Source organism: Sediminibacillus sp. JSM 1682029, from assembly GCF_041366435.1.
Lineage (GTDB): Bacteria > Bacillota > Bacilli > Bacillales > Amphibacillaceae > Sediminibacillus > Sediminibacillus terrae.
Window position 1 is genome coordinate 265,360 of sequence record NZ_JBEWYY010000003.1, and the last position, 24,526, is coordinate 289,885.

Below are 24,526 nucleotides of genomic sequence, written 5' to 3' on the forward strand. Positions count from 1 at the left end.
AATCATATGCAGCTCCTTTCCCGTTTATCCCTCAATGATTTTACCCAAGTATTTCCGGCTGCGCGGGCCGTCGAATTCACAGAAGTAAACACCCTGCCATGTGCCCAACTCAAGTTTGCCGTTGGATATAATCAGGGTTTGGGCATGGCCGACCGTGCTCGTTTTCAAGTGAGAGGCCGTGTTGCCTTCTGCATGCCTGTCTTTCGGGTGTTCCCAAGGAAATACCTCGTCGAGACGCATTAAAAAGTCTGTTTTCACATCAGGATCAGCATTTTCGTTCACGGTGACTCCTGCAGTGGTATGCAAAGAGGAAACAATGAGTATCCCCTCATCGACATTTTCCTGTCTAATCCAGGCTTCCAATTCATCGGTGATATCGATCATCTGTGAGTGGTTGCTTGTTTTCACTTGAAAAGTCTTCTTCATGACGAATCTCCTTTTCTCTTTTTGGTATATTAGAAAAAGATACATTAAGCAATAGCATCCTGTCGGGATAACCCGGACAGAGCATATTTGGCGTTTCGCTGCAGAAACACACTACGCTTTCCGCGGACTGTTGATGATTTTCCCCGAACTATCCTCTGCGGGGTCTCGCCAATATCTTTCCTCCCGCTCTAATCGTGTGCTTTCTGTATCAGACGGATATCGGATAAAGCTTATTCCTTAACGATTCTGGCAATCGGAGTAGAGATATAAGCATTTTCAACTTATTCCATCTTCCATCCAGCCAGTTCCTGAAAACTTGGAGATTTAAACTGTGACACGTCTCAATGAGAAGTGTTTTAGTAAAGCCGTATTACTGCCTTCTCTTTGCTGCTTTTTACTGCGGTTTCGATGATCTTGATGGTTCGCAATCCATCTTCTGCCGGAACCGGATTTTCAGCGCCATGCCGGATGCAATCATAAATCCCCTGATAATAAGCAGGATAATTGCCTGGAACGGATTTAATCGTTTTTTCCATCTCTTGTCCAACTTCGTTTACATACAGCTTTCCGTAGAATTCCGGTTCATCGGCACCCCAATCTCCTTGATCTGGTAATTGTCCTTCACTCAGGGCAGCTTCCTGTCCATCGATCCCATACTTGATAAAGCTCCCTTTGCTGCCGTGGACCATGAATTTCGGTCCCTGCTGCTTGACGATCGATCCGCAATGCAGAATCACGCGCATGCGCTGGTAACCCAGGATGATATGAAAATAGTCATCTACCAGCGAAGCTTCCCGCTGGTTCCAAAGGTCACAAAACACTTCCTGCGGTTCGCCAAATAAATACAAGGCTTGATCGATCAGATGCGAGCCTAAATCATAGAGCATACCGGAACCTTTTTGCCGGTGTTCCCGCCATTGTTGGTTCGGTTGCGGATTGAATCGGTCGAAATGAGCGACGTACGTGTTGATGGATCCCAGATTCTCGTTCTGGACTAATTCTTGGAGGGTCAAAAAGTCGCTGTCCCAGCGCCTGTTTTGGTAAACACTGAGCACAAGGTCTTTCTGGTTTGCCAACTCGATAAGTGCTTCTGCTTCTTTGCTGGTGAGCACCATCGGTTTTTCCAGTACCACATGTTTACCTGCTGTCAAACTTCGCTTGGCCATGTCGAAATGAAATTGATTGGGGGTGGTGATGACAACCAAATCTATCGTCCTATCATGGAGAATGTCCTCTAAATCATCGACAACTTCTACTTCTCCCAGGTCTTTTGCCACTTCCTCAAGACGGGAAGTCATTACTTTGGTGATAGCGAACTGTTCAGATACCTTTAGCAGCGGAGCGTGAAACACTGCTCCTGAAAATCCATAACCGACAAGGCCGACATTGATTTTATCCATAACATATCCTCCTCGCTGCTCCATTTGTTTTCCCTATTGTAACATGCAGGTTCTATAAAGCTTATTGAGAGGACTCGTATATGATAGACTGGAAATAGAAAAAGAATCAGAAACATGGGAGGAGAAAGCTGATGAACAGAAAAGAAATCCAAACAAAAGCCGCTCCACAGGCAATTGGTCCTTATTCTCAGGCTATCGAAGCGGGAGGGTTTGTGTTTGTATCCGGCCAGATTCCGATCGATCCAGCTACAGGTGAAGTGGTTGAAGGGATCGAGCAGCAAACCAACCAGGTGATGAAAAATCTCCAGGCAGTGCTGGAAGAGGCAGACCTGACGTTTGCCAACGTCGCCAAGTTTACGATTTATCTTGCTTCGATGGATGATTTTGCAACAGTGAATGAAGAATATGCCGGCTATTTAAGCAAACCATATCCAGCGAGAGCCACCGTGGAGGTAAGCAGGCTTCCGAAAGATGTCCGCATCGAGATGGATGTATTGGCGGTAAGGGAATAAAATGGAGGGGACCAGGACAAAACCATGGCCACTAAAGTAAAAACCGAGCAAAATGCCGCCTTATAGAGTTTGTCATTAGCCCGTAGCCCGAATACCCTCCGCTTTCCGCGGGGGAGTGGCAAGCCTCCTCGGGCAGAGCCCGCGTGAGCATCAACAACAACCTTTAACAGCTCTTTTGGTTTAGAAAGGACTTTTTCAGTGGCCTCCTTTCCTGCGGGATTTTCAGCTCGTGCTGTTCCGGTAGGATTCTCCGTATCTTGCCTCCGCTCCATCTGATTTCCGCATGATAAAGACAAGGTGACATAAGGAAAAACGATTAGCTTTTTGCTCATCAAAAAACCGAACGAATCGTTCGGTTTTCATTTTGGTCACGATGCTTCTGTCCCAGGATCCTTTATATTCTTTGACCTTCCATCAAGACTGGCTGGCATTTATACTCCCCCTTGCTTTAGGGAGCAGACTCCGAGAAAAATACGCCTTTAGGCCGATTCCTTTCTGCAGAGAGACTGATAAAGTTGGGGTGTGTTTGTTCCAATAACTTCTCAAAAATAACTTCCCATATTATGAGAAAACCAGCATAATAATAATAATGGGACAACCATTATCACTCGCTTTGAAAAAAGGAGACGTTAACACAATGAAAAAATGGTTAAAAATATCGTTCATTTTGATGTTAGTCATAGGATTTGTCAGTACAGCCACCACCGTATTCGCCAGTGACGGCAATGATAAAGAAAGCGGGGATGTCATCAATGAAAAATTGGGCGTTCCCCGGGTTGTGTATGGAGAAACATTGACAGAAGCCCAAAAAGATAAAGTGCGAAATCTCCTCGATGTGGAGGATCCTGAATCGGTGGACGAATACACTGTGACGGCTGAGGATCTGGTCAATTACATCGATGGTGATCCGAATTCCCGGATGTATTCCTCAGCGAAAATCACCCGTACGGAAGAAGGAAGCGGATTAGTGATCAATGTCGTCAATTCTGAAAATATCACCCAGGTCACCAATGAGATGTATGCAAATGCCTTGCTGACTGCCGGAGTGGAAAATGCGGTAGTAGATGTCGCTTCCCCGGTGAAAGTTACAGGCCATTCGGCGCTCACTGGTATTTACAAAGCGTTCAACGTGGAAGGCGAATCGCTCGATAAAGATCGCATGGAAGTAGCCAATGAAGAATTGGATGTTGCGACCGACCTTGCTGACAAGGAAGGAATGGACCAGGAAAAAGTAAGTGATTTGCTCACCCAAATCAAGCAGCAAATCGCGGAGCAAAACCCTGCAACCAAGGAAGAGGTAGAGCAAATCGTCCAGGAGCAGCTGGATAAAATGAATATCGAGTTGAGTGAAGAGGACAGGCAAATGCTCACGAATCTCTTCGAGAAAATGCGCAATATCAACATCGATTTTGACAATGTGCGCAGCCAGCTTGATGACATCGCCAGTGATATCCGTTCAAAGCTTGATGAGGTTGCCGGCGATGAAGGTTTCTGGCAGGGAGTGGCCGATTTCTTTAACCGGTTGATCGAAGGAATCAAAGGGTTGTTCAATTAAAAAGTGATATGGCAAAGCCGCTATAATAGACGATAGCGGCTTTTTCCTATTATGATAGATAAGATAAAAACCATTTTTGGCTACAGGAGCGTAGATTTGCATGGATTCTTCCAATACATCGATTTCCAAAACCGGGCTTGAGACATTGCAATGGTTCATCTTCTTGTTGGCAAGCTCGGTTGCCTTGCCGATTGTCATCGGCTCTCTTTATGAAATGAACTTTACCGAAGTCGCCGGCTTAATGCAGCGCACTTTTTTTATTGTTGGAGCTGCCTCGCTATTGCAGGGCCTGCTCGGCCATCGATTGCCCATCATGGAAGGTCCTGCGGGGCTGTGGATCAGTATTTTTTCCGTGATGGCGGTCACCGGGGCCCAGCAAGGGATGAGTACGGGAGAGACATTGCAATCAGTAGAGACAGCAATGCTGTTCACCGGTGGCTTTCTGGTCCTTTTTGGTGTCTTCCGCCTTGCCGAAAAGCTGCTGCCGTTGTTTACACCGCTTGTAACAGGTTCGTTTTTGTTCCTCCTGACAATCCAATTGAGCGGTACGTTTCTGGAGGGAATGCTTGGGATTCAACAAGAAGTAGAAGCGATTCACGGAACAGAAGCAGTGCTGGCATTTCTCACTTTCTTTATCGTGTTGGGCCTTTCGATATTCGGCAAAGGCTGGCTTGGCAATTACGCCGTACTGATCGGGATTGTAATCGGTTGGATTTCCTACAGCATATTCGTGGGGAATGACTCTTCCCGGACACCGGATGTGGCTGGATTTTCCGTACCGGAATGGTTTGCCTGGGGAGCCCCGAACATGGATTGGGGAGTCTTGCCAATCGCTTTCATCACAGCTGTCATCTTGCTATCGAACGTGGTGGCTTCCGTGGTGGCGACGAGCCAGTCGGTATATGGAAAAGCATCTTATTCCAGCAGTCAAATCAATAGAGGCAGCACCGTCCTCGGAGTCAATCATGGATTGGTGGGGATGTTTTCGGCAATTGCAAACGTGCCGCTTGCGACGTCGGCTGGATTTATCAAAATGACCGGACAAACGCGGAAACGGCCGTTTTTGCTCGCTTCCGGCTTATTGATCATCATTGCGTTCTTCCCGCCTATCGTGGCCTGGATTTCTGGTATCCCTGCACCGATAGCCAATGCAGCCATCCTGGCGACATTCGTACAGCTGATGGGACTCGGCCTCAGCAATGTCGCCAGCGAGCCGCTTGATTCCAGACGGTTGACCATCATCGGTGTCTCCTATCTATTCGGGATTGGCTGTATGTTTTTACCGATGGAGGTATTCGCTGAGCTCCCGGTACTGATTCAAAACCTGGCGAGCAATGGACTGCTGGTCGGAACCATTTTGGTCATTGTGTTGGAGCAGTCCTGGAGAGAAACAGAGAAGAGTCATGCAGCGTAAAATAACCGACCATGGGGGACGCTAATATTAATTAAATTTTGCAAGGATGTGTTTGCAAACCAATGAAGAATATAAAGGATGTAATCGGTATAGGTCTTGGTCCTTATAACCTCGGACTTGCGGCGTTGCTCGATAATGTGCCGGAGTTTGAAGCCGCTTTTTTTGATGAATCGCCAGAATTTGCCTGGCATCCAGGTATGTTGATCGAAGAAATGGATTTGCAAGTCCCGTTTTTAGCCGATTTGGTGACATTCGCCGACCCGACAAACCGATTCAGTTATTTGAACTTCCTTCATGAACGCAATCGGCTGTACCAATTTTATTTCTTTAAAAAGTTCGAGGTTCCGCGGAATGAGTACAATGACTATTTAAGATGGGCGATACAAAAGCTCGATAATCTTCATTTTCAGTCACGGGTCGTCGACATCCTGGATCACCAGGAAGCAGAGGTTCCTTATTACGAACTGATCGTGGAGGATATTGGCAATGGAACGCGCACCAGTCACCATGCGCGCCATGTCGTAATGGGCACCGGAAGTAAACCATCCGTACCAAAGCCGCTTGAAGGAATGCCGGCTGGCGATATTGTCCATACCAGCCGCTATTTGGCGGAAAAAGACAATCTGCTCGGTGCGGAATGTATTACGGTTGTTGGATCGGGACAGAGTGCAGCGGAAGTCTTTCTCGATTTATTAAAGGAACAGGATAGAATAGGCTGCCATCTGGCTTTGTTCACCCGCTCTCCCGGTTTGTTTCAACTGGAGCAGGCCAAGCTGGGACAGGAGTTCTTTTCCCCTGATTATGTCGATTATTTCCATGCATTGGATTTTGAGGAGCGGGCCGAAACCCTTGGTATGCTGGACAAGCTGCGGAAGGGAATCGATCCGGACACCTTGACGGAGATTTACAACACACTTTATCAAAAATCTCATGGCGGAAGGGAAATTCCGGTCACCATCCAGCCTTTGACGGAGATAAAGGATATCACGAAAAATCAGGATGGCTATCAATTGACATGCCATCAATGGCAGCAGGACAAGACATTCTCTTTTAACACGGACAAAGTGGTGCTTGCCACAGGATATAAGCCAGCTATTCCTGATTGGTTCCATGATCGGTTAGCGGATAAGATCGAGTGGGAGGATGACAAACGGTTCAAGGTGACGAGAGATTATCGACTTGCCTTCAAGCGGAACCGGCCGAACCAGTTTTTCACCTTGACCAATTTGGAGCATTCCCATGGAGCGGGTGCGACCAACCTGGGCTTGTCCGTTCAGCGCAATGTGCACATCATCAATCGGATCGCCGGCAGGCAGGTTTACTCCAATCAGCGCGATACGATTTTTCAACAATTCACCATGGATGAATGATCAATAAAGAGTTGAAATTGAAACAAAACCTTAACTTATGGAGTGCTTGTCATCGCTACGGCAAGCGAAGTAACTTGCCGGATTGGCGTGTTTGCGATCATTGGAAAGTTAAAAAGGTATCTTATTTGCCAAGTTAATTTTCAGGTAATAGAAAATCAAAAAACCGAACGATATTCGAACTGCTAAGTGTTCGAATTCGCTCGGTTTTTGCTTTGACAAACTTGTGTTTGTCCCAGCCAACCTTCTTGATATATTTCTATCATTCCTTGTCAATGGGAATGAGACTGATGCCCCGACAGGGCGGGATGGCGATACATGGTACCTAGCAAAACGATTCCGCTTAAAACGAGCAAGCTGCTTGTGACAAAAAACACGGAGGCGAAACCGAAAAAGCCGGACAACATTCCTCCCAGCGCGGGTCCGATCATATTGCCGAAAAAGCGGATACTGGTATTGTAGCCAAGCACTTCTCCCTGCATGGAAATCGGGGCCTCCTGCCGGATATAAGCGATGCGGACGGGAATGATGCCGCCAATCGCCACTCCAAGAAAGAACCGCAATACAACCAACTGCCATATATTCGTGACAAAGGCTCCCGGAAAATAGACAATGCCGGCCATGAATAATAGAAACACCAAAATTTTAATATAGCCGATCCGGTCGCCGATTTTCCCCCAATTCCTTGCCATCAACAAATTGCCAAGTCCCGCCGCCGAAAACGCGATGCCGGAAAAGAGGGCAATATTCGCAGTACCGTGCAATTCTGCCACATACAAAGATAAAATCGGCTGAATGCTGAAGTGGGCGATTTGAACGAACATCGAGACAAGCATCACGATCAACAAGACAGGATGTCGTATGATATGCAGAATGACTTCCTTACTTGTATAAGATGCTTGTCTGCCGGCTTCCTCCTCGATTCGCTGTTCCTTGACGCCGAATAATACGAGCAAGGCCGACAGGAGCAAAGCGATCGATATGCTTTTGAACGTTGTGGCGAATCCGAGCGCATCGGCGACCGCACCGCCGATCAATGGTCCCATCAAGCTGCCGGTGATGCTGCCGGTCTGTAACGTGCCCAGTACTTTACCGGCGATATGTTTCGGAGTCTGGGTGGAAATGAGCGCTTGCGACATCGAGATAAATCCAGTGAAAACCCCCATGAACAGCCGCAGCAGAAATAGCTGCCAAACCGTCGTGACAAAGCCCATTGCGAAAACAGATACACAAAGACCTGCAGCAGAAACGACCAGGATAGGTTTTCTACCGTATCGGTCTCCGATTTTTCCCCAAATGGGAGAAAAGGTAAAGGCGGCAACGAAGGTTATTCCAAACGTCCATCCCGACCAGTTTTGCACAAATGTATCTGAAAAATTGCCAAGCGTTTCAATGTATAACGAAATAAACGGCAGGATCATGGTCATACTGCCGCCGATGAAAAAGTTGGCAAACCACATGATGAACAAGTTTCTTTTTGCAATTTTCTCCTGTGTCGTGATAATGGGTCACTTCTTTCAAAATATTTCGTAACACTAAATATTTTAGCCGATACTCTTTCAAATAAAAAGGGATTTGCAATGTGCTTTTCCTCGAGTGGCGGAAATGGAACCTCGAAAAATGAATCCTCAACTGCCATACCTTCTTATCAATGACGTATAATAGTTAGTAGCATTCTTTGCTAACGGCACATTACGGGGGAAATAGGGATGAAGGAAATCGTTACATACGTAGCCAAATATAAAGCAGCTGCTGTCTTGGCTTTGCTTTTGATGGCAGTCGAGTTAGTCGTCGAATTGATTCAGCCGGTTATAATGGCATCGATTATCGATACAGGGGTAGTGCAGCGCGATATGGGAAGGATTGGCTTTTGGGGAGCGGTTCTGCTCGGTACGTCGGTGCTGGCCTTTGCTTCCGGCATTTTGAATTCTTTTTTTGCTTCAAAAGTCAGCCAGGGAACTGCATATGATTTGCGAAAAGATGTGTACGAACGGATTCAGCGGTTTTCCGTTACGCAAATTCAACGGTTTGCGGCGTCCTCCTTGATTACGAGATTGACTACTGACGTTACACAAATTCAGTCGTTGATTTTTATGGCAATGCGAATTATGCTGCGAGCCCCTTTGTTCATCATAGGCGGGGTTATCATGGCTTTTACCGTAAATGTCCAATTGGCGCTTATTTTGGCAGCATTCGTGCCTTTTTTACTGCTCGTCATGCTTTTTCTGATGACAAAGGGGGTCAAGCTGTTTGGTTCTGTCCAGGCTAAGATTGATCGACTGAATTCCATTATTCAGGAAAACCTGCTCGGTATCCGGCTTGTAAAGGCTTTTTTGCGGAATTCATTCGAGACGGACAGATTCCGGAAGGTAAATCAATCCCTGATGGAGACAAATAAACGGGCACTGCAGTTAATGGAGACAGTAATGCCGATCGTCATGCTGGGGATGAATGCCGGAATCATAACGATTCTATGGTTAGGGTCCATTCAACTGGAAACAGGGGATGCCCAACCTGGCGAAGTTGTCGCTATCTTGAATTATGCAACGCGAATCCTTGGTTCATTCGGCGTTTTTTCTTTTTTACTGATGAATTTTTCCCGGGGGAAGGCTTCTGCTGCACGCATAACCGAAGTGCTGCTGGAACCCCCTGAAGAACAATTGGATAAAAGTGACCAGGGGGAACAACGAATGTCGGGTCAAATCGCCTTTGAGAATGTCTCTTTCTGTTATCCAGAAGCAAAGCAGCCGGCACTACAAGGTGTATCTTTTTCAGCCGATGCAGGCGAAATGGTGGGGGTCATCGGGGAAACCGGCTCTGGAAAATCGACCTTGGCACAACTGATTCCGAGCCTGTTTCCGGTGACCCGTGGAGGTATTTTTTTAGACGGGAAGCCGATCGAATCATTTGAAATGCAGCAACTACGTCGGCAAATCGGCATGGTTCCGCAACAGGCCCACTTGTTTTCCGGAACTATCAAAGAGAATCTTCTATGGGGTAACGAAGAGGCGTCAGAGAAGGAGATCATCCAGGCGGCGGTAGATGCCAGCATCCATGACTACATCATGAGTCTGCCGCGAGGGTATGATACGGTTATCGGCCAGCGGGGGATCAATCTTTCGGGCGGACAGAAACAACGCCTTTCCCTTGCCCGGGCATTGATCCGCGAACCGAAAATCCTGATTCTGGATGACAGTACGAGCGCATTGGACGCCAATACGGAGGCCCGGGTTTTGCAGGCACTTCGTCGGCGGTCCTGTACGGTTTTTATTATCGCTTCCAAAATCAGTTCCGTTAAGAATGCCGAGAAAATATTGCTGTTGAAACATGGAGAGCTGGAGGCAAGCGGTCCACATCGCCAGCTTATCGAACAAAGTGCTTATTACCGTATGATCTATCAATCTCAATCAGAAGCGGGGGTGTTCGAGCATGCAGGGAACGAATCGTAATGTATCCGGAAAGCAGCCTGCCAGAATACCCTCCAGACACAACCATGGAGCTCCGAGGCAAAAGCCGAACATAAAAAACATGAGGCAGACGCTCCAACGGATATGGCGTTATATGTATGCTAAAAAAAAGCTGTTTTATCTTGTCCTCATCATGGTAGTTGTCAGTTCTGCCCTTTCACTGCTCGGTCCCTATCTGCTTGGTGTAACGGTGGATCACATGGTCGCCGATTTCCAAACCAACCAACTGACCGTGATGCTCATCCTGCTCGGCGTGATTTTTATTGCCCAGTCCGGTGCAGTCTGGATGCAAAATTATTGGATGATCACGATTGCCCAGGAAACCGTACAGACAATGCGAAACGACCTATTCAGTCATATACTGCTTTTGCCGTTACCTTTTTTCCAAAAGCGACAGAGCGGAGAAGTAATGAGCCGTCTGACAAATGACATGGAAAATGTAAGCAGGACGTTGAATTCCTCCGTGATTCAGCTGGCAACGAGCGTGCTGACGCTTGGTGGAACTGTTACGATCATGCTTTGGTTGAGCCCGCTGTTGACGTTGTTGACCCTTACAATCGTACCGTTGATGTATTGGGGGATGAGGTGGATTACTAACAGGACAGGGCGATACTTTAAAGCGCAGCAAAGAGATTTGGGGGATGTAAACGGTTATGTGGAAGAAACCTTGTCCGGACATCATATCATCAAAGCGTTCTCCCAAGAGGAACGGGTGACAGCAGCGTTCCATGAAAAGAATGAACGACTCCGGGATTCAGGGTATTGGGCACAGACATACTCGGGTTTCATTCCCAAATTGATGAACTCTCTGAACAATCTCAGTTTCACCATCATTGTCGGTTTCGGTGCCATTCTTGCTGTGAATGGCTTGGTTTCCATCGGTATCATTGTAACCTTTACTACGTATGCAAGACAGTTCACTCGTCCGCTAAATGACCTGGCCAATCAGTACAATGTGGTCCTATCTGCAGTGGCAGGGGCAGAAAGGGTATTCGAAATCATGGATGAAGAACCGGAAAAGGACGGTCCGCAAGCAAAACCTGTTGACAGGTTACATGGTGCGGTTGAATTCCGATCCGTGGATTTTGCTTATCAGGAAGGAGAGAGGACTCTCTCGAATATCAACCTTCGGGTGGCCCCCGGGCAGACGGTAGCGCTAGTGGGACCAACAGGAGCAGGCAAAACGACTTTGATTTCGTTGCTCGCCCAGTTCTATCAACCGGATGGTGGCAGGATTTTATTGGATGGACGGGATGCTTCCAAGTTAATGAGGGCAAGTCTGCGCCGTAACATGGGTATTGTCCTGCAGGATTCTATTTTGTTTGAAACCACTATCAGAGAAAACATCCGTTATGGCAGATTGAAGGCAACGGATGAAGAGGTCGTGCAAGCCGCAAAAGCTGCCAATGCTGATGGATTTATCCGTAAGCTTCCGAAGGGGTATGATACCGTCCTGAAAGCCGATGGTTCCGGCATCAGTCATGGCCAGCGCCAATTGCTGTCCATCGCCAGAGTGATGCTTGCCGATCCTGCGTTGTTGATTTTGGATGAAGCGACGAGCAGTGTCGATACAATTACGGAAATGAAAATCAATGATGCTTTCCAGCAGCTGATGAAAGGAAAAACGAGTTTTGTGATTGCCCACCGGCTTAACACGGTGAAAAATGCTGACATCATCGCAGTGATTCAGTCTGGTCAAATCACCGAACAGGGAACGCACCAAGAGCTGATAAAGCAGAACGGTCATTATGCATCGCTGGTTCAGTCCAGCAGAACACAGAAAAATGGATAACGTGTGTGCAAGAAATTGGAAAATACATATTTATGGATGTACCATATTAAAATAGTGAATAATCAAGCATTATAAATAAATCGAGATAGAGACGCTGCCAGGAAGTGCTTGCAGAGGCACTCTCTATTTAGGAGGAGTTACCATGGTACGTCTAAGTGTATTGGATCAATCACCGATTCCACGAGGCGGATCAGCCAGGGAAGCATTGCAGAACACGGTGAAACTTGCCCAGCTGGCCGAAGAGCTCGGTTACCACCGCTTTTGGATATCGGAACATCATTTGGAAACGCTGGCCCATTCCAGTCCAGAGGTGTTCCTTCCCCATATCGCAGCACACACGTCTTCCATCCGTGTCGGTTCCGGCGGTGTGATGCTGCCCCATTACAGCGCATATAAAGTTGCGGAAAACTTTCGATTGCTTGAAGCATTGCACCCTGGGAGAATCGACCTCGGGGTCGGACGGGCACCCGGGGGAATCCCTCTGGCCACGGCAGCCTTGCAGGAAGGTAAGGGGCCAGGGGGAGGAGACAGCTATCCCCAGCAAATCGAAGACCTTGTCCATTATTTATCGGGATCATCTGATGAAACCCACCGCTTTCGAGGATTGAAAGCAATGCCGGATATCGATACTGCGCCGCAATTATGGCTGCTTGGCTCGAGCGGGGGCAGTGCGGGCTTGGCGTCGGGTCAGGGGATTTCCTATGCTTTCGCTCAATTTATCAGTGGACAGCATGGTGGTTCGGTTGTAAAAAGTTATCAACGACGATATAAGCCATCGATATTGCAGAGAGAGCCGCAAGCATTAGCCGCATTTTTCCTGGTATGTGCAGAAACAGATGAAAAAGCAGAGTGGCAGGCTAAAAGCATGGACGTGCAAATGTTGAAAATGGCCAGAGGAGAGACCGGCGAAGGCATCCTTCCTCCGGAAGAAGCAGCGGGTTACCAATTTGCACCTTATGAGATACAGCTAGTCCGGGAGAACCGAAGGCGGATGCTGGTAGGCTCGCCGGAAACGGTTCGCAGCCAACTGTTGCAGTTAAGTGAGGAATACGGAACAGAGGAGTTCATGCTGGCATCGATGAACTACTATTTTGCCGATAAACAAAAAGGGTATGAGCTACTGGCCAAAGCCTTTTCCTAGGCTTCAAGTCAGGAGCGATTACATAACAATATGATGATCAATGCCGATAGGAGGGTGGCGGCTTGGACGAAAAAGACTGGAAGCAAGAAAGAGAACGATTGAATGAAGTATTGGATATCATTGATGCAACTGCTGAAAAGTTGCAGGAAAGAAAAGGCGGAATCAAAGACCGGGTTTTGGACCTCCGCAAAAACTTTTGGGAAGACGTTACCGTCAACCTGGATGAGCCGGATGACGTAATCGAAACGCAGGCGAGCCTGAAACAGCAGGCCGAGCTGCTATCGGAGCGGGAAAGAAGCCATGGTCAATTGAGTGAGCAGTTGAAAACACTCGCCAGATTAAAGGAATCCCCTTATTTTGGAAGGATCGATTTTCTGGAAGACGGGGAACAGGACGCAGACCAAATTTACTTGGGCATTGCTTCATTGATGGATGAACAGGAAGACGAGTTTCTTGTCTATGACTGGCGCGCCCCGATTTCGAGTCTCTATTATGACTATCCGCCCGGACCTGCGGCATACCAAACGACGGAAGAAACGATCAATGGCGAAATGAAGCTGAAAAGACAATATATTATCCGGAACAGTCAGTTAAAGGGGATGTTTGATACTGGATTGACCATCGGTGATCATTTATTGCAATCTGTGCTCGGCAACAATGCCAGCACACAGATGAAGAGCATCGTTGCCACCATCCAAAAAGAACAAAACCGAATCATCCGCAATGAGAAAAACGATTTGCTGATTGTCCAAGGGGTTGCCGGAAGCGGCAAAACATCGGCTGCCTTACAACGTGTCGCGTATTTACTCTATCGCTATCGGGAAGTTTTAACATCGGATAATATGGTGTTGTTCTCTCCAAATCCGTTGTTCAATAGTTATGTATCCACGGTTTTACCTGAACTGGGCGAAGAAAATATGCAGCAGACGACCTTTCATGAATATTTGGAACAGCGTCTTGGCAGTCGTTTTGACATTGAAACGCCATTTGCCCAAGTGGAATATTACCTGGCCGCAAATCAGGAAGCCGATTATCATACCCGGATTTCCGCGATGACGTTCAAAGCGGGAGCCCAGTATAAACGGTTGGTGGATCAGTTTATTGAAGGATTGCATGCTGGTGGAATCGAATTCAGGAACGTTACCTTCCGTGGCGCGGTGATTGTAGATAAATATTCCATAACTGATTACTTTTACAGGCTTGATCCGGCGATGAGTCTCCCGAACAGGATGGAAGCGACTGCCAAATGGCTTTTGAAACAAGTGGACAAGTTTGCAAAGGGGCAGCTGCAGGAGGACTGGGTGTTGGAAGAAGGGCAGCTTTTGGAAAAAGAAGACTTTCTTTCGGTGTACCAGCAGTTGCAGGAAGAGGATGCATCCTCCGATGACCCTTATTATGACTTTGTACGGGAAGAGGAATTGCTTCGTCAAAAGGTGATTGACGATAACTTCCAGCCGTTGCGCCAAAAGATAAAGCGTCGCCGCTTCTTTCATGCGGAAAAAACTTTTCAAAAGCTTTTTGATGCTGAGACAGGAGTCGATGGCGTAAAGCTTCCGGATAATTGGCCGGAAATTTGCCGGCAATCGCTGGAGTTACTGGAGAAAAGAAAATTGACCTGGGAAGAAGCTGCTCCATACTTATACTTTTACAATCGACTGGTCGGCTTTCAGGTGAATCGGTCTATCAGGCATTTATTCATCGACGAAGCCCAGGATTACTCCCCGTTCCAGTTTGCTTATTTCCAAGAGGTTTTCCCTCTTAGCAGGATGACGCTTCTAGGAGATTACAACCAGGCGATTTATGCGCATGCCTCCACGGAAGAAACCCTGCTTTCTTCTCGATTGGAAGCAAAGCACGAACGGATCACCCTGACGAGAAGTTATCGTTCAACCAGGCAAATTGTGGAGTTTACCAAAGCCTTTATGCCAGGCGGCGATGTCATTGAGCCTTTCAACCGGGAAGGTTCAAAGCCATTGATTATCCAGGTGTCTGATCAACATAAACTAAAACAGCAAATATTGCAGACAATAAAGGGCTATACCGCTGCAAATCACCAAACAATCGCCATTATTTGCAAAACGATGGAGGAGAGCCGGGAGGCGTATCAATTATTGCGCGAAGAAACGGAAGCAAAGCTGATGGATGAAGAAACGCACACCTTCCAAAAAGGGCTGCTTGTGCTTCCGGCATATCTGGCAAAAGGAATCGAGTTCGATGCGGCGATTATCTATAATGCTTCGGCTTCTCAATATTCTCGGGAACTGGAGCGGAATTTGCTTTACACAGCCTGTACGAGGGCGATGCATGAACTGGCTGTGTTCTCGATCGGTCCAATGTCCGCTTTTTTGCAACAACTGCCGGAAGATTTGTATGACAGGGCATAGGCAAGAGACATCTAGCAATTTCCGTCCGAATTGGGCGCATGCAGCCAAAACAAGAATCGCAGACTTTATTGTTTCGTCTCGAGAGTTGATAGAAACTATGCAGTAACTTTAATGGGGAGCTCCATTGCCTATGCAAAAAGCGTGTAACTAACGCTTCGGTAGCATACTTCGCTTTCCGCGGGCACGGCTTCAGCTAACTTGGTAAAGAAAACCGCTTTACCAAGTGGATCTTCAGCTCGCGCTGTTCCCGCTGGAGTCTTCGTATGCTACCTTCGCTAAGAAGTTTGCTGATTATCGCAAACATTAAGCCTCTTAATAAAACGCTTGTCAGGATATGTGTGTCTTTTCATAAAAAACAGTTTGGGTTTCGTCTTTTCCCCTTCTCTCGGCTTTCTGCTTGTTTTCCTAGAAATGTCTTTTGATAAGATGTTTCATGCTATTGAATGAAGAAAAATATATCTAGTATACTCGCTTAAAAACAGGAAGCTATTCTTAGCTGAGGAAATACCCGGAGACTCCTGCGGGAGCAAAGGCCTCGGAGAGATCCCGCAGAGCGTTAGCTCGAGGAAGCTCACCAGCCGCCCGCGGAAAGCGCAGGGTATTTCCTCAGCGCTGTTCTCCAACCTAAATAAAGGCCGGATGTCAGGGGGACTCACTCAAGTTAATTCACAGTTTATAGGTTTTATGAAAAACAAAATCAATGGAATTGTGGAAATCAACCAGTTGCAATTAACCCGAGTTATTTGATAAGATTACTTCAACCGAATAACGATTCTTATGAAGAGAGGCGGAGGGACAGGCCCGATGAAGCCCGGCAACCCACTGGAATTTCAGGAAGGTGCCAATTCCTACAGAGTGAATGTACTCTGAGAGATAAGAAGCTGAATGACGAATAAGCCTTCTTCCTCTCTGGGAGAAGGCTTTTTTATAACGCCTGGTTTCAAATAAGATCTTATTCGGAAACAAAATTTGTCAGCATTCAGGCAGGGGAGAGATAACATGAAGTACGGATTTTGGCTGCCGATTTTCGGCGGATGGTTGCGAAATGTAGAGGATGAACTGATGCCTCCAACCTTTGATTATGCAAAACAAGTGATCCAGTCAGCAGAGAAATGGGGCTATGATACCACGTTGATTGCTGAGTTATATTTGAACGACATAAAAGGAATCGATGCAGATTCTCTGGAAGCATGGTCGACAGCGGCCGGACTGGCAGCAGTGACAGAGAAAATCGAAATCATGACAGCAGTCCGTCCCGGGTTCCACAATCCTGCTGTAGCAGCAAAAATGGCTGCTAACATTGACCATATCAGTAACGGCAGGTTTACACTGAATGTCGTCTCGGCATGGTGGGAAGAAGAAGCGAAACAATATGGTGGAGCATTTACCGCCCACGATGAACGGTATGACCGGACAGAGGAGTTCCTGGAAGTGTTGAAAGGGATGTGGCAGGAAGAAACGTTTTCTTACCATGGCAATTATTATGAAGTGAACAATGCCAAACTTGCTCCTAAGCCGGTACAAAAACCTTTCCCGACCCTATATGCGGGAGGGGAAAGCGATCGTGGCAAACAGGCAATTGTCGATTCCTGTGACGCCTATGTCATGCACGGAGGCACGGTCGATGAGATTGCCAGCAAGATAGCGGAAATGAAGGTAAGGCGGGAAGAAGCCAGTCAGCCAGAATTCCAATCGTTTGGCATGGCGGCCTACGTGATTTGCCGGGATACCGAGGAAGAAGCATTGGAAGAATGGAAACGAATAACTGACGTGAAAGATAGCGCGGGATACGCCGGCTATCAAGACTTTGTCAGCAAATCGCAGTTGGAGCAACAAGTTGAACTTAATGATTATTCGGTCTCGAACCGGGGCTTGCGTCCAAATTTAATCGGGACACCGGACCAAATTGCGGAAAGGATCGCGGCATACGAAGAAGCGGGATTGGACTTATTATTGCTGCAGTTTTCGCCCCAGCTGGAAGAAATGGAGCGTTTCTCGCAGCAAGTCATGCCGCTTGTGGAAGAAAAACGACGTCAGTTATTGAAATAACTTGAAACCATACCAAGGAGAGGAGACGGCAGAATGAGCAAAGTATATGTCATCCATGAAAATAGTGAATGGACCGAGCACCTGACGAAACGATTGGAGGAGCTTGATGTCCCTTATGAAGAATGGTTTTTGGACCAGGGGATGGTCGATTTGACAGAAGAACCACCAGAAGGAATCTTTTATAGCCGGATCAGTGCCTCCTCCCATACAAGAGATCATCGGTATGCCCCTGAATTGACGGAGGCGGTTTTAGCGTGGCTGGAGCGACACGGGCGCACGGTGATCAATGGCAGCAGTACCCTCCGGCTGGAATTGAGCAAGGTCAATCAGTATATGGCATTGAATGAAGCTGGAATTCGTACTCCGAAAACGCTGGCAGCCGTCGGCAAGGAGCAGATTGTGGAAGCGGCAGAAAAACTCAAACTCCATGCAGACTCCTTCATCACGAAACACAACAGGGCTGGTAAGGGGTTGGGAGTGCAGTTGTTTCATACCATCGACGGTTTGAAGGAGTACTTGAATGGCCCCGATTTTGACGAGCCGGTCGACGGCATCACCCTGGTTCAGGAATATATACAAGCCCCCGAGCCTTATATTACCCGCTGTGAATTCATAGACGGCAAGTTTCTATACGCTGTCCAGGTCGATACGTCTGAAGGCTTCGAGTTATGTCCTGCAGATGCCTGTACGATCGACGACTTGTTCTGCCCGGCAGGAGAACAACCGGAGGATCAGACAAAGTTCCGCATTGTAGAAAATTTCAACCAGCCGATTATCGAAAGGTATGAACATTTCCTGGCGGATAATGGTATACGCGTAGCTGGTATTGAGTTCATTTTCAACCAAGATGGGGAGCTTTTCACTTACGACGTCAATACAAACACCAATTATAATTCTGAAGCGGAAGCAAAAGCCGGCCAGTATGGCATGCTGGAAATGGCAAGTTTTTTGAAGCGGGAACTGGAAGCGGTGAAACAGGAAAACACTATATCTATTTAATGGCATATTGCATTCTCAAAAAGGATCTGCAATTTACTAAAACATATCTTCTGTTTCGCGGAAAGAGTCGGGCGGTCTTTCTTCGGCCTGTTCTTCGTTCTGACCGGAAAGAAATCGAGGGTTCTCTTCAATCCAAGGGGTTATACCGAGTTTGTCGGATAGCCCTTTTTAATTGTCTGTGAAAGAATCAACGAAATGCCAGTGGAACAATAATGGCAGGAACCAGCCTTTAGTCAGGTTTCCTTTAGACAAGCGCTTGCGCTTTTCTTTGTTCTGTTTATAATATTTGACGAATGTTTGAAAGAAACCCTATAATATTTATTATCTTTGGCAAAATAAGAAAGGACGTGGACCGTTTTCCTTTAGCAGTAAAAATCGAATGAAAATGACACTTCAGACACAGTAAAAAATTCAGAGAGCAAGCCGATGGTTTTCGGACTTGAAAATTATTCGATTTTTAAATGGTATGATCATAAATTTTATAGCAGAATAATTTCCCATCCAATGGTCTGCAATGATGACAGATAGAGAGAGGGAAGCGTTATTGTAGGCACTTGCTCCTTAACTTTCAGGAGGAAAAAAGTGCGACAAGATAAAAAAACAAGTTTGAATAACAAGACGGATAATCCTGTTTTTATCGTAAGTGGAGGACTGCTGCTTTTATTTGTCCTTTTATCACTAATGGATTTAGATATGGTAGGAGGCTGGATCACAGCATCCTTCAACGTTTCTGCCAAATATTTTGGTTCTTACTGGCAGCTGCTGCTGTTGGCAAATTTGCTTATTGGCTTAGGCTTGGCTGTTTCCAAGTATGGAAAGGTAAGGTTAGGTAATAAAGCGAAGCCGGAAAACAGTTATTTCCGCTGGATCGCCATGATTTTATGCACCCTGATGGCCAGCGGCGGTGTGTTTTGGGCGGCTTCTGAACCGATGTATCACTTTATCACGAATCCCCCGTTGTTTGAAGACAACTCCTCGACCATGGCAGGTGTCGACCCTGCGTTAGCACAAAGTTTCATGCATTGGGGCTTTATGGCTTGGGCGATTTTGGGAACACTGGCAACCATCGTTCTCATGTATGCTCACTATCATAAAGGCTATCCGCTGAAACCTAGGGCGATGCTTTACCCGCTGTTTGGTGAAAAAATCTTTCAAAAGAGTGTAGTCGGCACGATAGCCGACATTGTTTCGATTGTGGCAGTTGCAGCCGGCACCATGGGACCAATCGGTTTTCTCGGCATGCAATTGACTTATGGTCTGCATTCCTTGTTCGGGGTGCCGAATAACTTGGTGACGAATATCATTGTTATCGCCGTTCTCGTCGTGATAGCAGCGATTTCTGTTGCAACGGGTGTGGACCGCGGTATTCAGTTCCTCAGCCGGATGAATGTCAGTTTGACTGTTGTACTGGCAGCTTTCATGCTGGTTGTCGGTCCCACGATGTTTATTATCAACAAGTTTATTTCGGCAGAAGGTTTCCATTTGCAAAACATGCTGACAATGTCGACATACCAGGGAGATCAAGCCTGGCTTGGTGCCTGGACAGTGTTTTTCTGGGGCTGGTTTCTGGGATACGGCCCGATGATGGCCATCTTTATCAGCAGAATTTCCCGGGGTAGAACCATTAGAGAATTGATCATCGCCGTCGCTATTGTAGCGCCGTTGATCAGTAATTTCTGGTTCACCGTTGTCGGTGGCAGCGGAATCGATGCCGAGTTAACCAATCCGGGAGTCATTTCCGAGCCATTGAACGCGGGTGGCATGCCTGCAGCAGTGATGGCCATCATGGATCAGATGCCGCTGGGATTGCTGTTGGCCATCGGCTTCTTGATTGTCACGCTCGTGTTTGTGGCAACGACAGTCGATTCGATTTCCTATACTGTTGCGGTCACATTGACCGGTAACGATCACCCGCAAAAATGGATTCGCGTATTCTGGGTGCTGCTTTTCGGGGTACTGTCGATTATTTTATTAGCGATCGATCCGGGGAGTATTACTGCCATTCAGAACTCAATTGTCGTGACGGCCGTGCCGGTGTCACTGCTGATGCTGCCGACATTGTGGGATGCCATCAGAGTGGCGCGTATTTTAGGGAAAGAACAGCAAATCTTTCCCTCGAAAGCTAGTCAGCCTGTCCGGAAAGAAGGGACGGCTGAAAAGGATTTAGTCGAAGATTAATCTGTTTATTTATGGACCGCCTTTATAAAAGGCGGTTATTTTTTTGTGAAACCACATGGTACTGAGATGTAGGAAGGTGAATATTCTATAGGAAAAGCCCCGGAAATCGTGCGTTCACGTTTTCCGGGGCTTTCTCTACGTAACTTCTTCCATCAGAGCTTGCAGTTGATCTTTGTTGATGATCAAATCGCCGAGAGAGTATTGGTCAAGTGTTTCCAGGAATGCATGCAGCGCTTTTCCGAGGACCCCCTGCAAACGACAGGCATCGCTGATAAGGCAAGTATCCTTCTTAGAGGGATCAAAACATTCGACGACAAAGAAATCTTCCTCTGTTTGACGCACTACTTCTCCTATTGAAATGGCATGCGGGTCTTTTGCAAGACGCAGACCTCCATTACGTCCCCTGACCGTTTCTATATATCCTAATTTACCAAGTTCATAAATGACCTTCATCAAATGGTTGTGCGAAATATTATAAACAGCTGAAATCGTTTTGATTTGGACCAGCTGACCTTCCGGACGGGTGGCCAAAAACATGAGTACTCGCAACGAATAATCAGTAAAACGTGTCAATTTCATAGTAATCTTCCTCTTTTCTGATTATGTGTTAAGTGTATCATATTTTTTTAGATGGAGAGAACAGGCCGTTTTTCCTTTGCCTGCTTTACCGGTATTTTGAACGTTTTGTGAAAGGAATGTGGCAAAATTCAAAAACATGTATTTATAATATTGCTTTAAATATCGAATAGTGAAAAGATGTATACGTAATACATCTTTAGCTGGAGGTAATCCTATGTTAAGTCAAAAAACGATTGATATTGTAAAATCTACAGTGCCAGTTTTAGAAAAACACGGCACGACCATCACAACCAGATTCTATGAACGTTTATTTGAAAACCACCCGGAACTATTGAATATTTTCAACCATGCCAATCAAAAGAAAGGCAGACAACAACAGGCGCTCGCCAATGCTGTTTATGCTGCTGCTGCTCATATCGACCAGCTTGAGACGATTTTGCCGGCAGTGAAACAAATAGCACACAAGCACCGCAGTCTCGGTATCAAGCCGGAGCATTATCCTATTGTAGGAGAGAATTTATTACTGGCTATAAAAGAAGTGCTGGGAGACCAGGCTACAGATGAAATCATCGAGGCTTGGGGGGAGGCATACGGTGTCATTGCCGATGTATTCATTCAAGTAGAGAAAGAAATGTATCAGGAAGCAGCCGAGAAAGAGGGCGGCTGGAAAGACTTCCGTCCGTTTATCGTGGACAAAAAGGTGAAAGAAAGTGATGTAATTACGTCTTTCTACCTTGTTCCTGCAGATGGAGGCAAACTGGCTGACTACTTACCAGGCCAGTATCTTTCTGTGAAAGTGAAAATCGAAGGGGAACCGTACACGCAAATCCGCCAATACAGTCTTTCCGATGCGCCGGGAAAACCGTATTACCGGATCAGCGTGAAACGGGAAGAAGGACAAAACAATCCCGACGGAAAAATCTCCAACCACCTTCATGGTCATGTGAAAGAAGGGGACACCCTGGAGGTTAGTGCACCCGCTGGCGATTTCACACTCGACCTGGATAGTAACAGACCGGTCGTGCTCTTGAGCGGAGGGGTTGGATTGACGCCAATGATGAGTATGCTACGGACAATTGTGGATCAACAGCCCGGACGTAAAGTAACCTTCATCCATGCCGCTCAAAATGGAAAGGTACATGCTCTGGACGAACAAGTGAAGGAGCTGGCAAGAACGAATGGAGATATCATCAGCTATGTCGTGTACAGCGATCCGACGGAAGCAGACAAAGCAGCCGGAAGCTTTGACAAAGAAGGCTATGTTACATTGTCATGGCTGAAAGAAGTCCTTGGCACCAATCAGGCTGATTTTTATTTCTGCGGCCCTGTTCCATTTATGTCGGCAATCAACCAATTTCTGCTGGAATGGCAAGTCCCTGAAAATCGCATCCATTTCGAATTTTTCGGACCGTCAATGAATTTGGAAACTGTTTCGTAACGAAAGCAAATGTATAGTCATGGTGGCAGGACAAAAGCAAGGCCGCCAAGCAAAACAGGTTGAATGCTAATAGCATTCAACCTGTTTTTTGGTTTTGTAAGTTCCTTAGATCTTTTTATCCTGTTGTTCGATGGGTTTCTTATCGCTACGGCGTACTACGCTTTCCTCGGGTATGGCTTCCACTTCCTCAGAAAGCACCAAACCGTTTTCTTGCGGGATTTTCAACTCGTGCTGTTTCCGTAGGAGTCTCCGTATCTTGCCTTCGCTATGTTATCGTGTTCTGATTTCCGTATATAACCGTTTCCTTCTATTGACTGATAGGTTTCTAAACAGCTTTACAAAGCAATAAAACCAACGATGACAGACTCTTAATAACAGGAAAAGCAATCCATATCCTTGCAAACCATGGGTCAAGTGTTATTAAATAATAATTGAAGTACTAATCTACTTTCTGCTTAATAAGGAGGAATCGCGGTGGCTTTTGTTATCACAAGTCCTTGTAAAGACGAAAAAGCGGCAGAATGTCTTACTGTCTGCCCGGTTGATTGTATAGAAGAAGGACCGGATCAATTTTTTATCGACCCGGATATTTGCATCGATTGTGGCGCCTGTAAAGCGGTATGCCCGGTGAATGCAATCGAAGAAGAGTATGATCTGACACCGGAACAGGAAGTCGATCTCGAGAGAGCGGAAGCGTTTTTTGCCAATCGATAACATACACGCCTGAAGGCAGGTTCTTCCAAGAAGGAGCCTGCCTTTTTGCACGTGTAAAGGAGAGGTTTTATGGACTACATAACTTATTTGCGTTCGATGGTCGGTCATGAAAAAGTGATCATGGTGGTGGCGGGGGTTTTCGTATTTGATGAACAGGACCGTCTGTTGCTGCATTTACGCTCCGACAATGAAACGTGGGGGCTGCCCGGCGGCTATATGGAGATGGGGGAAACGGTTTCCGATACGGCAAGAAGAGAAGCTTTTGAAGAAACAGGCCTGTGTCTTGGTGAATTGGAATTGTTCAGCATCTATTCGGGACAAACGAAAGAAAAGACGCTCGGCAACGGCGACCAGGTCGCAATGGTGCAGATTTGGTTCACTTGCAGAGAATACAGCGGCGAGTTAATTCGGGAAAATGAAGAGTCGTTAGATGCCAGGTTTTTTCCACTTGATGAACTTCCTGACCAATTATTCGAAAGCCATGTTCCGATTATTGACGATTATACCAGCGGTAAGCAGCGGCCGATCGTTGACTGAATTTACCCTTTGGAAAACAAGGCAAGGACAAAAGTACGCTACCATCATTTTGTATGCTCACTTTTCCCTTGTTTGTTGCGTGCTTCCTATGCAACTGCAAACTCGTTCGATGGAGGCGCAGCTTCCACTTTCTCAGCTCGTTCTGTTCCTGTAGTCTGCGTACCTTTCCTTCGTTCACGTGGAATTATTCGCAAACGAGCAATGATCACTCCTAGCTGATTTCTGTTTTTTCTCATACCGTTACATGAAGAAAGCTAAACCGTATGAAAACAGGAGTCCTTCTTTTTTATGTGGTGTTGGTTCTCAAGCTCCAATTTCTAAATTAAAAACCTTCCGTGCTGATTTTGTCTTCGTCCCTGTTTAGAAACCTTAACAGCCAGAAGAATATGCTTCTATTTATTTAAAAATGGGACCCCGAAAACGTATCTTGCCGCAGCAATCCCAGACACGTAAGTCTATCTAAGGAACACAAACATTAAAAACCGAGCGAATTTGATTGATAGTTCAACATTCACTCGGTTTTTGCTTTGGTGGCCAAGCTTTTGTCCCGGCCACTTTCTTTTGGTCCTGAAGT

At 46.6% G+C, this 24,526-nt stretch carries 18 protein-coding genes and 1 riboswitch; of the genes, 14 read left to right on the forward strand and 4 right to left on the reverse strand.

Translation table 11 applies throughout. The annotated features are described in order from the left end of the window. Window positions 1-24: 24 nt before the first annotated feature. Entirely contained in the window at window positions 25-426 is a 402-nt protein-coding gene (locus ABVF09_RS07550) for a secondary thiamine-phosphate synthase enzyme YjbQ (RefSeq protein WP_153463785.1), read from the reverse strand. 356 nt (window positions 427-782) lie between these two features. Beyond that, complete coding sequence (locus tag ABVF09_RS07555) at window positions 783-1,826, reverse strand: oxidoreductase (protein WP_026568745.1); 1,044 nt, start codon at window positions 1,824-1,826, stop codon at window positions 783-785. A gap of 131 nt (window positions 1,827-1,957) precedes the next feature. Here ABVF09_RS07555 and ABVF09_RS07560 point away from each other — a divergent pair, with 131 nt between their 5' ends. The 4 genes from ABVF09_RS07560 to ABVF09_RS07575 all read left to right on the forward strand — a co-directional run bounded on the left by ABVF09_RS07560 (window position 1,958) and on the right by ABVF09_RS07575 (window position 6,677). Beyond that, window positions 1,958-2,338: a RidA family protein gene (locus ABVF09_RS07560; RefSeq protein WP_026568744.1), complete on the forward strand. Its 381-nt coding sequence runs from the start codon at window positions 1,958-1,960 to the stop codon at window positions 2,336-2,338. A gap of 637 nt (window positions 2,339-2,975) precedes the next feature. After that, window positions 2,976-3,893: a DUF1002 domain-containing protein gene (locus tag ABVF09_RS07565; RefSeq protein WP_026771964.1), complete on the forward strand. Its 918-nt coding sequence runs from the start codon at window positions 2,976-2,978 to the stop codon at window positions 3,891-3,893. A gap of 100 nt (window positions 3,894-3,993) precedes the next feature. Further along, window positions 3,994-5,307: a purine/pyrimidine permease gene (locus tag ABVF09_RS07570; RefSeq protein WP_026568742.1), complete on the forward strand. Its 1,314-nt coding sequence runs from the start codon at window positions 3,994-3,996 to the stop codon at window positions 5,305-5,307. Between the two features lie 62 nt (window positions 5,308-5,369). Next, window positions 5,370-6,677 carry a lysine N(6)-hydroxylase/L-ornithine N(5)-oxygenase family protein gene (locus ABVF09_RS07575; RefSeq protein WP_371068912.1) on the forward strand — a complete coding sequence of 436 codons (1,308 nt, stop codon included), beginning with the start codon at window positions 5,370-5,372 and terminating at the stop codon, window positions 6,675-6,677. Between the two features lie 269 nt (window positions 6,678-6,946). Here ABVF09_RS07575 and ABVF09_RS07580 read toward each other — a convergent pair whose 3' ends face one another. Continuing rightward, window positions 6,947-8,134, reverse strand: coding sequence for an MFS transporter (locus tag ABVF09_RS07580; RefSeq protein WP_035426380.1), 1,188 nt, complete (start codon window positions 8,132-8,134; stop codon window positions 6,947-6,949). Between the two features lie 249 nt (window positions 8,135-8,383). On the opposite strand from ABVF09_RS07580, the gene ABVF09_RS07585 reads away from it, so the two are divergent. The 7 genes from ABVF09_RS07585 to ABVF09_RS07615 all read left to right on the forward strand — a co-directional run bounded on the left by ABVF09_RS07585 (window position 8,384) and on the right by ABVF09_RS07615 (window position 20,684). Then, window positions 8,384-10,123 carry an ABC transporter ATP-binding protein gene (locus ABVF09_RS07585; RefSeq protein ID WP_026568739.1) on the forward strand — a complete coding sequence of 580 codons (1,740 nt, stop codon included), beginning with the start codon at window positions 8,384-8,386 and terminating at the stop codon, window positions 10,121-10,123. Further along, on the forward strand, window positions 10,104-11,933 hold the full coding sequence (locus tag ABVF09_RS07590; protein WP_371068913.1) for an ABC transporter ATP-binding protein: 1,830 nt from the start codon (window positions 10,104-10,106) through the stop codon (window positions 11,931-11,933). The genes ABVF09_RS07585 and ABVF09_RS07590 overlap by 20 nt, the downstream gene beginning before the upstream one ends. Window positions 11,934-12,075: 142 nt before the next feature. Beyond that, window positions 12,076-13,074 (forward strand): LLM class flavin-dependent oxidoreductase, encoded by a 999-nt coding sequence (locus tag ABVF09_RS07595; RefSeq protein WP_026771960.1) that lies wholly within the window; start codon window positions 12,076-12,078, stop codon window positions 13,072-13,074. A 62-nt stretch (window positions 13,075-13,136) separates the two neighbouring features. Continuing rightward, entirely contained in the window at window positions 13,137-15,458 is a 2,322-nt protein-coding gene (gene helD, locus ABVF09_RS07600) for an RNA polymerase recycling motor HelD (protein ID WP_026771959.1), read from the forward strand. Window positions 15,459-16,230: 772 nt separating this feature from the next. Next, window positions 16,231-16,338: riboswitch (SAM riboswitch) on the forward strand. 119 nt (window positions 16,339-16,457) lie between these two features. Beyond that, the gene (locus ABVF09_RS07605) at window positions 16,458-17,507 is read left to right on the forward strand and encodes an LLM class flavin-dependent oxidoreductase (protein ID WP_026568735.1); all 1,050 of its coding nucleotides are present in this window, start codon (window positions 16,458-16,460) and stop codon (window positions 17,505-17,507) included. Window positions 17,508-17,540: 33 nt separating this feature from the next. Beyond that, complete coding sequence (locus ABVF09_RS07610; RefSeq protein WP_371068914.1) at window positions 17,541-18,506, forward strand: ATP-grasp domain-containing protein; 966 nt, start codon at window positions 17,541-17,543, stop codon at window positions 18,504-18,506. A gap of 582 nt (window positions 18,507-19,088) precedes the next feature. Next, the gene (locus ABVF09_RS07615) at window positions 19,089-20,684 is read left to right on the forward strand and encodes a BCCT family transporter (protein WP_035426379.1); all 1,596 of its coding nucleotides are present in this window, start codon (window positions 19,089-19,091) and stop codon (window positions 20,682-20,684) included. Window positions 20,685-20,819: 135 nt separating this feature from the next. Here the strand turns inward: ABVF09_RS07615 and ABVF09_RS07620 are convergent, their stop codons facing one another. Next, a complete protein-coding gene (locus ABVF09_RS07620; protein WP_026568732.1) occupies window positions 20,820-21,263 on the reverse strand; it encodes an RrF2 family transcriptional regulator in 444 nt (147 codons plus the stop codon). A 214-nt stretch (window positions 21,264-21,477) separates the two neighbouring features. On the opposite strand from ABVF09_RS07620, the gene hmpA reads away from it, so the two are divergent. From hmpA to ABVF09_RS07635, 3 genes are all read left to right on the forward strand, one after another. Continuing rightward, the gene (gene hmpA, locus ABVF09_RS07625; RefSeq protein ID WP_371068915.1) at window positions 21,478-22,701 is read left to right on the forward strand and encodes an NO-inducible flavohemoprotein; all 1,224 of its coding nucleotides are present in this window, start codon (window positions 21,478-21,480) and stop codon (window positions 22,699-22,701) included. Window positions 22,702-23,175: 474 nt separating this feature from the next. Continuing rightward, a complete protein-coding gene (locus ABVF09_RS07630; RefSeq protein ID WP_026568729.1) occupies window positions 23,176-23,415 on the forward strand; it encodes a ferredoxin family protein in 240 nt (79 codons plus the stop codon). 69 nt (window positions 23,416-23,484) lie between these two features. Then, window positions 23,485-23,952, forward strand: coding sequence for an NUDIX hydrolase (locus tag ABVF09_RS07635; RefSeq protein ID WP_026568728.1), 468 nt, complete (start codon window positions 23,485-23,487; stop codon window positions 23,950-23,952). The last annotated feature ends 574 nt before the right edge of the window (window positions 23,953-24,526 follow it).